This window comes from Niallia sp. FSL W8-0954, from assembly GCF_038005605.1.
GTDB lineage: Bacteria > Bacillota > Bacilli > Bacillales > Cytobacillaceae > Niallia > Niallia circulans_A.
Genome location: NZ_JBBOTN010000001.1, coordinates 860303 through 876455, shown reverse-complemented (window position 1 = coordinate 876455; position 16153 = coordinate 860303). Strand labels below are relative to the sequence as shown.

The following is a 16153-nucleotide window of genomic DNA, read 5'->3' as shown; positions in this document are numbered from 1 at the left end:
GCACCCTATAGTTCATGTGCATGCCGGGCGCACAACTAAGACAAACTCCTAATTACTGAATTAGGAGTTTGTCGACAGTCTGAAAGGAGGAAACAATCTAACGTTTCTCCTTTTTTAATACTCAATTGATTTTAAATTCTTTTACTAATCCATTTAAATCTACTGCTAAGTTAGATAATTCATGTGAGCTATCTGAGAGCTCTTGCATAGAACTGCTTGTTTGTTGAACGGAAGCGGATGTTTGTTCAATCCCTGCAGCTGCTTCTTCGGAAATTGCAGCAATATCTTCAATCGAACGATTCATCTCTTTACTTGTTTCTAAGATAGATGCTAGATTTTCGGAAACAACTTCAATGCTATTTACCATATCATTAACAGCAGCTTTAATGCCTTCGAATGTTTCCCCAGTCATCTTAATCTGTTCCGCTCCTTTCATTACTTCTTCATAACCGCCTTGCAAGGATTCTGTTACCACGCTTGATTCTTTTTGAATGCTTCCGACAATATCGGTAATATCTGTGACGGAGAATGCAACTTGTTCAGCCAGCTTCCTTACTTCATCTGCAACTACCGCAAATCCTTTTCCATGCTCTCCAGCACGTGCTGCTTCAATAGCAGCATTTAATGCAAGCAAGTTTGTTTGATCAGCAATCCCCTTGATGACAGAAACTAACTTAGATATTTCGTGCGATTGAGTATCAAGGCCACGTACTTTCTCCACAGCTTCTTTCATAATTTGATTAATTACATTCATTTGTTCAATTGAATTTCCCATTAAGCGACTGCCATCATTCGTCATGCCTAATACCTTGTTTGATGATTGATAAATTAACTCCCCTTGGTTATAGGCATCACCAATCGTGCCAGAGAAGGATTCCATTGATGAGGCTAAATCAGTAGCCGTATTTGCTTGGCTTTCTGCTCCTGACGATAGCTCTTGCATAGTCGTTGCAACTTGCTGACTTCCTGCAGTTACTTCATTAGTAGATTGGGATAAGTTCTCACTCTGCTTGTTTACCGTAATCGATACTTCTGATATCTTTTGAATAACCATTCGTAGATTATTGCTCATTTTATTCATAGACTGAGCTAATTGGCCAATCTCATCTTTACCTTTGTAGTAAACCTCTTCTACCGTTAAATCTCCTTGCGCAATCGTATCACTAACCTCTACTACTTTCTTTAAGTTACGTGTAATTCTGCTGCTGATGATAATAATTAATGCAGTACCGATTAGAAGTGCTATAATCATTGAAATAATTAACGTCTTTGTAGCCACACTTCCACTAGCGATTGCGTCTTCCGCTGCCTCTGTCCGACTATCTTGGACCTGTTCTTGCATTTTATTTAAAGCCGTAATCGTTCTCTTGCGAATAGTTGTATTGGTTAAACTTAAGGAATTAACGGCCGATCGATCGTTTGCTTCAATCGCTGGGATAATTTGTTCTAAGAATAAATCATTCATTTGTTTATTGCGATTTATAATCTCATCGAATAATGCTTTTTCATCCTTATTTCGAAGATCTTTTTTTATTTGTTCTTCATATTCATTAAACTTAGTACTAATATCTTGAAATTCATCCACATATGTAGGATTTTGATAGTCCAGATAATTTAAAATACTAAGACTTTTCTCTCTGGTAAGTGATCCCATTTCCGTAATAATAAGTGCTTTTTCATCTGTTTTATTTAATTGCTCAATACTATTATTAATATGGATTAAACGTGTCGTTACTAATACAGTAGTAATTGTTAAAAGGGCAAAAACAAATAATAAAGTTATTCCATATTTCCAGCCAATTGTAATATTATTTAATTTAGTGAACCTGCCATTAACTCTTTTTAAATTTCCATTTCTTGATATCTTTCTAATATTGAGTTTGCTAAAAATAGATTTCTGCGATTTTTTTTCTTTTTTTAAACTGGTTATTTTTATTTTTTTAAATTTCATTTTCGCCACCACAAGTTCTCCCCTTTGATGATTTCAAACCTCCACTACTAAAGAGATTTTTCTCTTCTATTCCAAAATAGTAATTTTTGCTTTTTGTTTATTCCTCCTTCTCATTAAATATCGCTCTTTCTACTTATCTGCCTCTATTTTTATTGTGGTTATGTATGATTGCAATTAGTAAAATAGAATCAGATTCTTTATAAAGCAAGGTACTTTATTACTTTGTATGTATAATACTAATGTAATTTACAGAATAATTCAATTTTATTCACAAATAATTTATCGGACTTTTTACCCTTTTGTTTATATTTAAATAATTTTTTATTATATTATTTCTCTTTATTTTCAATCTTTCCATTTTATATTTCTTTCCATAATAAAAACAGTGATGGCTTTATCTCATAAAGTTATCACTGTTTTATTTTTTTATAAAAAGAGAACCATTAACTCTTCATCATAGTATTTTCCGTTTATTTTTATAGCCTTTCGATCGATTCCATACGTTTCAAACCCAAATGCTTGATATACTTTTTTGGCAGCTGCATTTTCAGCAACAACAGCTAAGTATACTTGTTCTATTCCTTGTAAATCACGTGATTTTTCTATTGTGGCTTTGAGCAAATGCTTTGCCACACCTTTCCCTCTACATTTAGGGGTCACATAGACAGCGTAAATATTCGCACGATGGCTCAACTTTTTCTTGGTTTCTCTCATTATCGTAACAACGCCTACTAAATCCTTTTCCACAAATGCCCCACATACATAAGACGCTGGATCACTAAGCCTGCTTTGTGTTCGACTTAATGGATAATCCTTTTCTTCCTCATAGCTAGAGCCAAATGCTTCTGTATTTGTTTGCAATGCTTCTAGTCTGAGAGCGAAATATGCTTCTGCATCATCTGGGCCTAATTGCCTGATTTCCATTTGGATCTCTCCCTATCTGTGTAAAGCTCTCTTTTGTAATAGTTGGTGCTGCTTCTTTTGATTGCTTAATCTCCTTATTTTTACGCAAGCCTGGTTGCTTAAACACCACGCCCACTTTTACTTGCTGGACTTCTTTCACCCCCTGAACAATTAGCTGCATGGCAAATATTGCAATCACAAAGGGCACAAGAATATATAAGTACCAGAACTGTCCAGAGCCTATTGCTCCTCTGCCTACCTGTCCGATTAATCCAGACCATTCATAGGTCGTAGATTGCGGAGGATCAGGAAACATTTGGTCCATCGATAATTTTGTTCCTCCCAAAAAATAATCAAAAATGCCTAAGTGCATGAAAATTAATAATACTTGAATAAATTGCTGCCCAAATAAAATGGTAAGTCTTGGACCTAAATGAGGGAGTATATGACGGATTAAAATTTGAAATTTCCCTCCACCGATTACCTTTGCACTCGCAATAAACTCATAATCAGACACACGATTGATTTCTTTGCCTAATAATATGGTAGTTAATGGAACCACCAGCAAAGTCAGAATCATTGTTTCCAAAAATACCCTTTCCCAAAAGGAATAGCTGAATCCTTCAAGACCTGGTAAAAGAATCGGTGTTAATAAGATATAGGCAATCAAACTTAGCGGCATAAAATGTATGGAATCTACCATCTTTGCAATCCATTGCTGTGCTGGATGTTTCAAATAAAAAGAATAAATCACTGCAAGTAATAACCCACCTACTACCCGTAAAAATGCGATAAGCAGGGCAAAAATCAGGGTATACTTAGCGCCAATCACAATTTGATCAAAGAGGCTGTAGCCTAGTCTATCGGATCCAAAGAAAAAAGGTTCCGTAGGGGCAAATGGCATGGCAGAAATTAGTGTTACTCCATCTTCTGCGTAAAACAATCGCATTTGATCGATATGATTATTGGTCGTTACAGAATAAATAATGCTATATCCAATAACCACAATAAAGAACAAGCTTCCCACCGCAACCTTCCAATTTTTCATATGTAAGGCAACTATTTTCCCTAACCAGGACAGTGGACGAATCATAGAAAAGTTTTTCCAACTAAACCTTCGCCCACCATCCCTTAGATTGCTACCAAACACCTTTAAAGATAACAAAAGATATGAAAAACTCATTCTTTGTCTCCACAATCCTTTTTTCACATCGCGAGCCTTCTCTTGCTCTTCATGAATCAATATATCGACTAGTTGAAAAAGGATAAAGAATGGTGTAAATATAAACAGCAAAGATACAGCAATTGTTATCGGCGTAAAATTTTCTAGCAGAAAATAGGTAAAGCCATGGACATTAAACAGCCTTTCGATTATAAATTGGCTGGATAATAATCCCCAAATAATAATTTTCATATGCTGAAAGGTCACAGGAATAATATTGCGGATAATATGTTTCCATAGGATTGGAAAATTGCGAATTCCTTTACTTCTTGCAAATGTTACATAATCCTTCAAATACTCCTCTTCCATCATAAGAATAAGAATTTTGAATAACGAAATAGCAGGAAGTATGGAAAGTGTAATAATCGGACCTAAATAAGCATTTTCCGAATAGCTGGCCACTGTAAAAATCTCAACACCCGTTTTCTTATAGATAACAACTACTAAAGCTTGCAAAAGTGTAGCAATAATAATATCTGGAATTGATTCTATTAAATCCAGGAATCTTTTTAATGGCTGTAACAGAAACTGCGGCAGAAAAAAAGATGATAAGGATAAAATAAAAGCAACAAAGCATCCGAGGAGAATAGCGCAAAGCAGAATTTCTATCGAATAAATAAAAGCTGGCCAGAGTACATCTAGAATCGGTTCTTGATCTACACCATTTAATGTGTATACCCAGCCTTCTTTCTGAAAAAATTCCTTCGACAAAAAGGAGAATAGAGTGAAGAAATATCCCTCTCCCTCAGGAAAATCTCTCATTTGAAAGTATTTTGGAAAAACACTTAATGCTAGTATCGTAATAGTGCCAAGTAAATAATAGATAATAATTTTCGCGAATTTTCTCATCGATCCTCTTTACCTCTATCTAAATATTTATATTATTCAAATTATACGAATATATCAATCAATTAGCAACCTATTTTTTCCAAACAGAGTATAACAAAATAAGAGTTTTCTAATTTAATTAATAGCAGTGAGATTTAGGATTTATTTGGCTAACCTAGGGGTTTCAGCCAAACAAATCTTCTATTTTTTCTCATCAACTAGCCTTTTCTGCAAGAAATATTGTTTAATACCTTCCGAAAAGTTATCTAATGTCCCAAATACTTCATAGCCATGCTTCTCATAAAAGGCTGGGGCTTGAAAGCTGAACGTATCAAGGTAAATAAATGTACATGCTTTTTCTATTGCAGCTTGTTCCATTGTTGCCAGCAGTTCGCTTCCATATCCTTTTTTTCTAACACTCGTGTCTACCCATAAGAAATCGATATGCATATGGTGCCAAAACATATGACCAGTAATGCCTGCCTTGATTATGCCCTCCTCATCTTTTACAACAAAACTAATATTTTCATAGGCGCTTTTTAATTTTTCTGGTAGTTGCTCCATATTATAGGCAACCAATTTTCTTCGAATATAATCACTATCTTCTTGAACCCATTGCTGGATAATTTCCATTATGTCATCCTCTTCTCTTCTTGATTTTTTCAGCAAATAAACTAAACATTTCCCTGACAGCCTCTTTCGGAGCTTCTTGATAAGCATCCCCTAAGCTAATTTCAAAGGAGGCGTTTTTCTCGTCAATCTCCTTCACATAGCCGCTTATTCCAATTCCTGCTTTCTCATGAACAGCAGTTAAAATTTGTTCTACTTCTTCTTTTCCCAACTCAAAATGAACGTGGAACATATTAGACACCGGTACAATCGGAAGAGTACGAACTCCTTCACACCCATTAAATAATACGGCCAGCTCTTTAGCAGATTCATAGTATTCAGCCATTTTCGAAGCTCTCTTCTCATAATAATAGTCAGCTGACAAAATATACGGATACAAACTGATTAAATCACCGCCATATCTTCTTTTCCAAACCTTGGATTGACTAGTAAAATCAGCGCTTCCCGCTAGTATAGCTCCAGCAATTCCCCCAATTCCTTTATAAAAAGACAGATAGACACTATCAAACAATGCACATACTTCTGCAGCAGTTTTTTGATAGTAAGGGAGCACCTCTAATAATCTTGCACCATCAAGATGGAGTTTAATGCCTTGTTCTTTACAATAGGATGAAATTTGTTCTAATGTCTCAAAGCTTGGTAGTTGTCCGCCAATTTCTCGCTGCGGCAATTCTAACAGCACACAGGCAACTCCACGCTCCATCTCTTTAATATCATCTAACTCTATTACTCTAGTCTCATCGGCTAAAAGAATCGTTTCTATTTTATGAAGCTTCTTTAAACCATCTTGTTCATGGATTTCTAAATGACTCAAGGGATGATAAGCGACTTTTCCTAAATCTTTTTTATCACACCATATACGAAGAGCAATTTGCTGTGCCATTGTTCCACTGGGAAAAAATACAGCCGTTTCTTTTCCTAATAGATCAGCCATTTTTTGCTGAAAGTCCTCTATTATTTTTCCTTGTCCGTAAATATCACTTTCTGCATTTTCATCTATTTCTTGTAACGCTTCTTTTAATACTTGGACATTTCTTTTGCCATGATTGCCTAATTTATATGTTGTTTTGCTATAGGATTCTCTTAATATATTGGTCATTCTTTCCCCTACTCTCTCTCAGAATATTTCGACTACAAAATAACTATAGCACTTTTATATTCTGTGATGTATTTTTTATCTGTTTATTCTTTTGTTTCATATAAAAGTGGACGAACGCGCTTTTATTTCATAAATGTTTTCTTTTCCCTCCATCAAGTACCAAACAGTAACTGACGCGGTTCTTCTCTTCCCTTTTCTCCTCTTCCATCTACAAAAAGAACAGTAATCTCTCTCATAAGAAATTACTGTTCTTTGCCGTTAATTATAGCAACTGTGCATTTGTATGATTGACGGTTGCTTCTCCTATATCTGTTTCCCGCTTGAATAAGCGCGTATATACTCCATTGTTATTCTGCAACAGTTCTGTATGGGTGCCTTCTTCGACAATGACTCCATTATCTAATACGATAATACGATCTGCTGCTAATACGGTTGATAACCGGTGAGAAATAATGAATATTGTTTGTTTCTTCGTTGTTTTTAAAACTGCTTCATTAATTTTCGCCTCTGTTATTGGATCTAGTGCCGAACTTGCTTCATCTAAAACAAGGATTGGCGCATCTTTTAGAATGGCCCTTGCTAAGGATAGACGCTGTTTTTGACCGCCAGAGAGAAGGCTTCCTCTTTCGCCAACTTTTGTATTTAGTCCATCTGGAAGGGAGTCTACTAATTCACCTAAACCACTCGCACGGAGAACCTCATACAATTCTTCCTCTGTCGCCTCTTTTTTTCCAATTCGTAAATTATCTGCTAATGTCCCACTTCGCATTAATACATCTTGTGTGACAATGGCCATTTGGGAGCGAAGCCAATCTGTATCCCATTCTTTGATTTCTCGACCATCTACTTCAATCGACCCTTCTGTCGTATCATATAATCGAAACAGCAAGTCAATAATCGTTGATTTCCCTGAACCACTTGGTCCAACTAACGCTATCTTTTCCCCTGCCTTAATGGTAAATGAAACACCCTTTAAGACATTTTCCTCTTTATCAGGGTAAACAAAGGAAACATCTTTCAAACGAACGTCACCCTTTGCTCTTGTTCCCTTCAACCCTTGCTTCGTTTCTGCTTCCGATACCGGTTGTGAAAGCAAAATATCCGAACGATCCAATGCTGGTCCTGTTCTTCTGACCGAAAGCCAATTCCGAAGAAGACGCTGCATTTCATTTGCTGCAATCGTTACTAAACCACCTGCCGTTAGCATTTGACCACTTGTTAAATCGTTATTCCAAATAAGTAATGTACTAATAAAATATACTAGACCTAATGCAAAACCATTATAACTGGCAATCACTACAACCGACTGCATTCTTGCTTTTAATTCTTTTAGAGAATGTTTCACAAAAGAATCCCTAATGGAAATAACACTTTCCACTTCACTATCGGAAACACCCATTACTCGAGAAAGATGAATACCTGTTACAGATTCTCTTAATCTCTCTAAATATCTAGAGGCTTCTGCCCGAGCGTCTGCTGATGCTGCTCTCGTTCTTGCGCCAACATAGTTCGATGCCCAGTAAAAAAGGATTCCAAGCACAACACTTGTAATCATTAAATACGGGTGAATGAAAAGTAGAACGATACTATAAATCACTACCCCTTGTGCACTCGCCATAAAAGTTGACCCTTCCCATGCTAAAAAATTATGAAGGGTATCTGGATCATCCGAAGTTCGTGCTAGCAATTCTCCAGATGAATTGTTTTGATAAAATGAAAAAGGCAGTACTTGCAGATGTCCAAATAATCGTAGCTTTTGCCTATTTGTAACAGACTTTGCTGTAATATGGCAAAAATACTCATCAATTATCATCATTCCTAAATCTAATACAGCAGATAATACCAATAACCACATTAATCCCCATAGCCATGTATGATTCTCACTTGGCAGGATGGTATCAATAAGCCAGCTCAATGCTAAAGTTGGTATTAACGCGGAAAAAACTTGGCTAATTGCAATAACGATAGAATCGCCAATTACCCATTTCTTATAAGGCATTAAAAATCGAATAACACGTTTGCCGTCGCCCATTTGCTTTTGGTTGGAGATTTTCTGCTTACTCATCCAATCATCTCCTTTTCTAGCTCGCTATATTGTGCTCGGTATAATTGGTAATACTGCCCTTTTAACGCTAGCAGCTCTTCATGAGTTCCTTGTTCGGCAACCATTCCTTGATCAAGCAAAAGGATAGTATCTGCCTTTCTAACGGTTATCAAGCGATGGGCAATCGTAATGGTTGTTCTCCCTGGAATTAACTGTTCCAGCGATTCTTGAACCTTCTCTTCGGTTTCCCCATCTAAGGACGACGTCGCTTCGTCAAAAATCAATACTGGCGGCTGGCGCAATATCGCTCGTGCAAGGGCAACCCTCTGTCTTTGACCTCCAGATAGTTTTAAACCACGTTCTCCGACAATCGTTTCATATTTATCCTCTAAAGAATCAATCAGCTCTTTTAACCCTGCCGCTTCTACAGCCTGTTCCAGCTCTTCCATCGTTGCATCTGGTTTGCCATATAAAAGATTGTTGCGAAGCGTACTATTTAATAGGAAGGTTTCTTGTGAGACCACACCTACCTGCCTGCGAAAACTATTGCGATTATAAGCAAAGAGATCTTTTCCATCAATGGTGACAGAACCTTTCTCCGGTTCATATAATCCCAGCAGTATTTGAATAAGTGTACTCTTTCCGCCCCCACTCGTTCCAACAATACCGATATGCTTTCCTTTCTCTACCGATACCGACACACCTTTTAATACTTGCTTATCACTTCCTGGATAGGAGAACCAAATATTATGTAAATCAATTTCACCTTGAACTGAACCAAAATTCGGAAGATTTTGTTCATGCTCCTCTGGCAGATCAAAATATTCGTAGATTCGTTGTAAAGCAGGAATCGCCTGCTGAATCGTTAAAGCATTTTCCGCTAAGGAACGAACTGGCTGAAACATAATCGGAATAAAATTCAAGCAAGAAATAAGTGTTCCAACCGTAATATTCCCTTGCCAAATTGCCAATCCACCAATAAGCATCACCACACCAGGTGTAGCAATATTAAATAAATTTCCGAGACGCCAATTGACTTTTCCGATTAAAGCTGCCCGGATAGAATAATTTTTCCAATTTGTTAATTTCTGCTCTTGGGTTGCCATTTCGTCTTTTTGTGTTTGATAGGTTCTTACTAGTCGAACACTCTCAATGCTTTCCTGGAGATGCTGATACATATCTGCACTCATATCTCTTTGTACAGCACTCATCTTCCGCATGGTCTTCCCTAATTTAAAGGATGGAAAAATATAAATAGCAAATACTGCGAACATCACAATGGCTGCTGGCCAATATATTGCAAACACGGTGATAAAAGCTGCTACTGCACTAATCACTTGCTGAAGAATCCGAGGTACAACGGTATTGTTCAAATTCTGGATGGATTCTACATCATGGGTCAGGCGATATAACATGTCTCCACGAGGTGTATTCGAGAAAAAGGACATTGGTGTTCGATGAAGCCTTTTAAAGGCACGAATCTGCATATCTGTAATAACATCAAAGCCAATCTTCACCTGTACAAATTCTTGTAAGGATTCAAATAGCGCTTTTCCTAGAAATGCTGCTAATATTCCGAAAACAATCCATAATATAAAGGCTATCGCTTTATCACCGATTACTTCGTCTACCAATTTCCCGACTAGGATTGGAGGTAAAATCGTAGACGCACCGCCAACTAATGAGAAAAATAAGGCAATCAGTAACTTGCGCCAATATGGTTTAAAATGCTGTAAAGTAGTTCTTAATAAGTTCATTCTTTCTCCTCCCCACAAAGAGTTATTGTATTACAAATAATGAAAATATTCACTATAATTTCTAAAAGTTTTTCGGATGATGAAAATTCTTTCCTTTTAAAACAAAAAAGCTACCTTGATAGATAGCTTTTTTCAGCTTATGGTTTTGGATTGATTGTCCAGGCTAAGCCAAACATCATAATGAAGAAAACGAAAATAAAAACACTAAGAGAAATTCCCATAATCGCAAAGGCTCTTGACCTACGTTTTGTGAATAAACCAATTATCCCTAAAAGCAAACTAATGAATGGGATTTTTGTAAAGACTAATTCAGGAAGAATATCCACCTCAAAAATAAGCCCTAAGTTTATTCCTGTTAATGCAACTAAGCTTAATAAAAAGGAAACAAGTCCAGTCCATGTATTTTTTGTTGATCTTATTCTTTGTTTTTTCAATACCAATTCCATAACCTCACTTCCCCTAGCTTCATTCCTTTAACCATATCGTTGTCCTGCAGCTTAACAAGTGATTCTTTTGGCCCTGTTACAACAGCACCATAGATGTGAATCCCGTTTTTTTGTAGATATTCAATTCTTTCAGGGAGTGCCAATGGTCTTTCCGCAATCGTTTCTGCCGTTTCTTGATTTTTGCTTAGATACGTTAGTATCTCCATAAATTGCTTGCTGTTAATTTCATCGCTATTAAAAGGAGACCAATTATCTGGATCTTCTTGTGCCGGATATCCAATAGGGGAAATATAATCACCATCTGCACTTAAATTTTTCTCTTCTAAACCTGTATCAACTGCAAACCATACTAAATCTAGATCCTTTGGAAATTCACTAAATAGCTCTTTTTCTGTATATAATTGGTCAAATGAAACAAAAGCCTCTGCAACAGTTCCATCCGGCAATCCTTTTAATACCGTTTCGTCTTGTTTAACCATATAAGGAATGGCTCTATGGGGGTGAAATAATACTTCCTTATCCTCATCACGGTATTCAGTAAATGGTTTTTCTGTAATAAAACTTGTATCTGGAAAAGAAGGCGTACTGAAGGTGAAGTGAGCCTTTGAATCTCCAATTCGAACATCCTTTTTTCCTACCCTTTTATATAGATCATAGGATAAATCCATATTGAAGAAGCCTATCTTGCTGTCAATCTCCATTTCTTCTAAGCTTACATTCGGTTTGGTAATATAAATCGTTTTCTCCATGATATCAATAAAATCATTCGCCTTATTTCCTATTCCGTAGTACAGATAGCTCCCTAGCGTTGCAACCGGGATGATAAGGAGGAGAATAGTAAGACTATATAAAATGTTGGTAAGTCTCGCCTCCACTTTCCCTCTTCTTACAATCAATTGCTGATCCTTATCCGTAAATGGAGTCTCTGCTTCAAATTCATCTATTGCTTCTTGGATTTTATTTAAATAATCTTTCTCTTCTTCTTCTTTAAATCCATCTTTTTTCATAAGTTACCTGCCTTTCTTCCCCATGCTATTTTCCTCTGCCTTTTGAACCATCCTGTTCAATTTTTTTCTTCCGCGGAAGACATGACTCTTCACCGTATTTTCTTTTAGATTTAGCACTGCAGCTGCTTCTTTATAAGGAAACTGATGGAAATCACACAAAATAATCGCATTTGCTTCTTTCTCTGAAAGCTGGGATATATAGTATAAGAGCTGGTTAAAGCTTTCTTTATGCACGATTTTGCTTTCTGGTGTGGAATTGTTTATTTCCTCCTGAAAGGATTCCTTTAGAACAATTCGTTTTCTTTTTCGGGTGTAATCGATAAATGCATGATAAGCTACTTTGAATAACCATGGCTTGATTTCCAGAATGTCATAAGTATCTAATTGTTTATATGCTCGGTAGAAGGCATCTTGCACCAAGTCCTCTGCAGTATGATGGTCCTTTGAAAGGGAATATAGATAACGATATAATTCATTTACATACATGCGATATGCATCATCTAGCTCCAAACTTTTTCCCCCTTTCACCTAGACCACGTTTCACCCATACATAAAGTTGCACTTTTTGTAAAAAAATTCATGTTCCGTTTATCCCAGTGTACCGAACCGTAAAATATAGACACAACCTTATGAGAAGAAGGCAAAAAAATCCCCTCCGCAACCGGAGGGGATTCCGAGGCAGGCTAGATATCGAGCACTAGCACTCACCTAATTATTCTTTTTAATAGCTTGCCTTACTTCCAATCAAAAACAAAATCATCATCTGATATAGGTTCTACTTTTGTCGCTTTAACATAGCCATTTCCTTTTACAGAGAAGAAGTCATGGTTCTTTGTATCTGTCTTCATGCCATTTTCAACAATCGGGTTGATTGGTTCTGAAGGATAGACAGGTTCATAGCCAAGATTCATACAAGCTTTATTAGCATTGTAGCGGATAAATTTATTTACTTCCTCGACTAATCCGATTTGCTGATATAAATCCTGTGTATATTCCAATTCATTCTCATATAGAGATTCTAATAATTCTAATCTTTCGCGAGTAGCTTGTTCTTGTTCCTCTGGTGTCAATTGTGCATATAATTCTTGAGCGAGAAGCCCAACATAGACCCCATGAATGCTCTCATCCCGAATGATTAAGTTAATGATCTCACCTGAAGCAGTTAACTTTCCTTGTCCAGCTAAAAATAGTGGATAAAAGAAGCCGGAATAGAAAAGGAATGATTCCAAATAAACGGAAGCAACCATTGCCATATAGAGATCATATTTGTTTATTTTCGGGCTAAACAGCTTCTGATAATATTCAGAGATGCGTTTCCCTTTTGCTTGTAGCTGCGGGTGATTATGCACCCAATTAAATACTTCGTCAATCTCTTCTTCAGATGCTAATGTAGTAAAAATAGTGGAATACGATTTAGCATGGATTTGCTCCATCATACCCATAAACGAAAGAACGCCCTTACGCTGCAATCCTTCAATGTGCATGCCAATTAGCGGCATTCCCTCGCCACCTTGCTCTGTATCCAGCAGCGTAAGACCACCAAGTACTTTTTTGTAAGTATCTTGCTCCTCTTTCGACAATTCCACCCAAGTATTTTTATCAGAAGAAAGGCTGATTTCTTCTGGCAGCCAAAACTGTCTAGTATTCTGTGTATAGAACATTTGTGTGAAATCATCTTCATGCTGATTCCAGTTAACAGCATACTTTGTCATTTTATTACCCCCAGTAATTCCAGAAAACAGGAGGAGTTTCCCTCCTCCTACTTCTTCATTCTTCTCTTAAACGGCACATGCAATGCACTCATCAATAGCTAGATTGCGAGTTCTTGTATAGTAAAGTGATTTTAATCCAATTTCATTTGCATAAATATAATAACGAGCTAATTCTTTCGTAGAAACATCTGAGTTTACGTAAAGAATCGTTGATATCCCTTGGTCGACATGTTCTTGAGCTGCAGCGATTAAGTCCATTACCTTGAATTGGTTCATATCAAACGCTGATTTATAATACCAGAAGTTTGTTTCATCCATATATGGCATCGGATAATAAGTCGTAGAGTTAGCATAAGTGCGAGACTCAATTTGGTTAACAACCGGCATTACCGATGCTGTCGCATTTTGGATATACCCTATTGATTGGGTTGGTGCAACAGCCAAGCGATACGCATTATACATCCCATGTTTTTGCACTTGTGCAGCTAATTCTGCCCAATCTTCACAAGTAGGAATATAGATGCCTGCAAATAGTTCTTTTACTTTGTCTGTTTTCGGAGCAAAGCTTACTTGTTTATATTTTTCAAAATAAGTTCCTTTAGCATACTCCGATTTTTCGAACTCTTTAAATGTTTCTTCTCTTTCTTTAGCAATTAGCATGCTCTTCTCAATTGAATAGAAGTTCATCATCATAAAGAAAGTCGCCGTAAAGTCTTTTGCTTCTTCTGATTCATAGCTAATCTTGTTTTTTGCTAAATAGCCATGAAGATTCATCGCCCCTAAACCGACTGCATGAAGTTCTTCATTAGCTTTTTTGACAGATGGAGCATTTTGAATGTCTGAAATATTTGATACAGTAGTTAATGCTTCAATACCAACATGAACAGAATCTCTGAATACTTCGCCTGGCTTCATCACATTAGGGATGTTTAAAGAGCCTAAGTTACAGTTAATATCACGGCGAATAATATCTTCTTGTCCATAATCCGTAATTTCTGATGTCTCTTGAAGCTGGAAAATCTCTGTACATAAATTACTCATTTTAATTTGTCCAATATCCTTAAGAGCATGTCCATTATTGGCATTTGATTTATTCATAAAATATGGATAACCAGACTCCAATTGGATTTGCGCAATTTTTGTCAGCATTTCACGTGCAGACATAATGACACGCTTTTTCACGTTCGGATTAGCAACAAGCTCCTCATACATTTCATCCATTCTCATGTCATCCATATGAATGCCATATTCCTTGTACACACTGAATGGTGCGAATACGTATAGGTCTTTGTTTTCTTTCGCTAATTGGAAAAATTTATTTTCCACAATTAAGCCGATTGAAAGTGTTTGAATCCGTGACTTCTCGTCCGCATTGATTTTCTTTGTATCCAAGTATTCCACAATGTCCCAATGGAAGATATTTAAGTAGACGGCACCTGCGCCTTTTCTCTGTCCCAATTGGTTTGCATAAGAAAAAGTATCTTCTAGAAGCTTCATGACAGGCACTACACCTGATGCAGCATTATCAATTCCTTTTATTTGCTCATTGCGGGCACGAAGCTTCGACAGGTTAAGCGCTACGCCCCCTCCTATTTTCGATAGCTGTCCAGATGTATTAATATTATGGAAAATCGAATTTAAAGAGTCGTCCATTTCTAATAAGAAGCACGAAACCATCTCACCACGGCGACTTCTACCTGCATTCAAGAAAGTAGGTGTAGCAGGCTGGTAACGCTGTTCAATCATCGCAATTGCATTTTTCTTTGCTTTTTCGAAATCACCTTGTCCTAAGAATAGAGCGACAATAATAATTCGATCCTCATACGTTTCAAGGTATTGCTTCTTGTCATTTGTTTTTAAGGCATAATCTTTATAAAATTTGGATATAGCCATATAAGATTGAAACTTAAATTCATATGCATATACAAGCTTTGTAATTTCCTCAATTTCCGAAATCTTGTATTGTTCTAAAACCTGTGGATAATAGAAGTCCTCTTCCACCATATATTTAAATCTTTGTTCAATAGAGTCAAAACGAATCAATTTTGGATTGATTTCAGATTCTAGAAATTCAGCAACAGCTTCTTTATCTTTTTCGAGGCGGAAAAACCCCTTTTCATTAAGCTGTGTCACTTCGTTGTTTAGTTCTATATGTCTCATAGCTAATACTTTGCACCCTTTCTCTAACTATCTCTACATCTTCAGGCATACCACTCATTTCAAATTTATGTAAGATTGGTACTCCGTACATGGTTGATATTTTATTAGCACTTAAAGCAAAATTCTGGCCCCAGTTTTTATTTCCACTGGCAACTACAGCATGAAGGTTTGGATGATTTATTTTAAGGAAGTCTAAAGTTGTTTGAGGAACTTGTCCCATCCCGGTTGTGTAAGTTAATAGTATATATGGTTCATGAACTTTTAACCCAGCGCTTATCTCGATTCCTTTATTTGCTGGAAGTCCTAATTTATTAAAAAATCTTCGTACATTTCCCGTCTTACTGTCATAAACAATAAGCACAAATTCTCCCTCCTTACAAAGACTTGAATAAAA

At 36.6% G+C, this 16153-nt stretch carries 13 protein-coding genes; all 13 read right to left on the bottom strand.

What is annotated here, in order from left to right; all coding sequences use genetic code 11:
- Positions 1-121 precede the first annotated feature (121 nt).
- Positions 122-1951 carry a methyl-accepting chemotaxis protein gene (locus tag NX902_RS04265; RefSeq protein ID WP_095330934.1) on the bottom strand — a complete coding sequence of 610 codons (1830 nt, stop codon included), beginning with the start codon at positions 1949-1951 and terminating at the stop codon, positions 122-124.
- A gap of 426 nt (positions 1952-2377) precedes the next feature.
- Positions 2378-2875 carry a GNAT family N-acetyltransferase gene (locus tag NX902_RS04260; RefSeq protein WP_123258945.1) on the bottom strand — a complete coding sequence of 166 codons (498 nt, stop codon included), beginning with the start codon at positions 2873-2875 and terminating at the stop codon, positions 2378-2380.
- A complete protein-coding gene (locus NX902_RS04255) occupies positions 2847-4925 on the bottom strand; it encodes an ABC transporter permease subunit (protein ID WP_123258944.1) in 2079 nt (692 codons plus the stop codon). Before NX902_RS04255 ends, NX902_RS04260 begins: the two co-directional genes overlap by 29 nt.
- A 180-nt stretch (positions 4926-5105) precedes the next feature.
- A complete protein-coding gene (locus NX902_RS04250) occupies positions 5106-5537 on the bottom strand; it encodes a GNAT family N-acetyltransferase (protein WP_123259962.1) in 432 nt (143 codons plus the stop codon).
- Positions 5538-5541: 4 nt separating this feature from the next.
- On the bottom strand, positions 5542-6633 hold the full coding sequence (locus tag NX902_RS04245) for a threonine aldolase family protein (protein WP_163187961.1): 1092 nt from the start codon (positions 6631-6633) through the stop codon (positions 5542-5544).
- A gap of 262 nt (positions 6634-6895) precedes the next feature.
- Positions 6896-8698, bottom strand: a complete 1803-nt coding sequence (locus tag NX902_RS04240; protein WP_095330925.1) for an ABC transporter ATP-binding protein — start codon at positions 8696-8698, stop codon at positions 6896-6898.
- Positions 8695-10434, bottom strand: a complete 1740-nt coding sequence (locus NX902_RS04235) for an ABC transporter transmembrane domain-containing protein (RefSeq protein WP_163187959.1) — start codon at positions 10432-10434, stop codon at positions 8695-8697. The genes NX902_RS04240 and NX902_RS04235 overlap by 4 nt, the downstream gene beginning before the upstream one ends.
- Before the next feature lie 137 nt (positions 10435-10571).
- On the bottom strand, positions 10572-10868 hold the full coding sequence (locus tag NX902_RS04230) for a hypothetical protein (protein ID WP_204259925.1): 297 nt from the start codon (positions 10866-10868) through the stop codon (positions 10572-10574).
- Positions 10865-11887: an anti-sigma factor gene (locus NX902_RS04225; RefSeq protein ID WP_095330919.1), complete on the bottom strand. Its 1023-nt coding sequence runs from the start codon at positions 11885-11887 to the stop codon at positions 10865-10867. Before NX902_RS04225 ends, NX902_RS04230 begins: the two co-directional genes overlap by 4 nt.
- Before the next feature lie 3 nt (positions 11888-11890).
- Positions 11891-12397, bottom strand: a complete 507-nt coding sequence (locus tag NX902_RS04220; protein WP_047945023.1) for a sigma-70 family RNA polymerase sigma factor — start codon at positions 12395-12397, stop codon at positions 11891-11893.
- A gap of 224 nt (positions 12398-12621) precedes the next feature.
- Positions 12622-13599, bottom strand: coding sequence for a class 1b ribonucleoside-diphosphate reductase subunit beta (gene nrdF, locus NX902_RS04215; protein WP_095330917.1), 978 nt, complete (start codon positions 13597-13599; stop codon positions 12622-12624).
- Between the two features lie 66 nt (positions 13600-13665).
- On the bottom strand, positions 13666-15759 hold the full coding sequence (nrdE, locus tag NX902_RS04210) for a class 1b ribonucleoside-diphosphate reductase subunit alpha (RefSeq protein ID WP_095330915.1): 2094 nt from the start codon (positions 15757-15759) through the stop codon (positions 13666-13668).
- Positions 15719-16120, bottom strand: a complete 402-nt coding sequence (gene nrdI, locus NX902_RS04205) for a class Ib ribonucleoside-diphosphate reductase assembly flavoprotein NrdI (protein ID WP_047945020.1) — start codon at positions 16118-16120, stop codon at positions 15719-15721. The genes nrdE and nrdI overlap by 41 nt, the downstream gene beginning before the upstream one ends.
- Positions 16121-16153 lie beyond the last annotated feature (33 nt).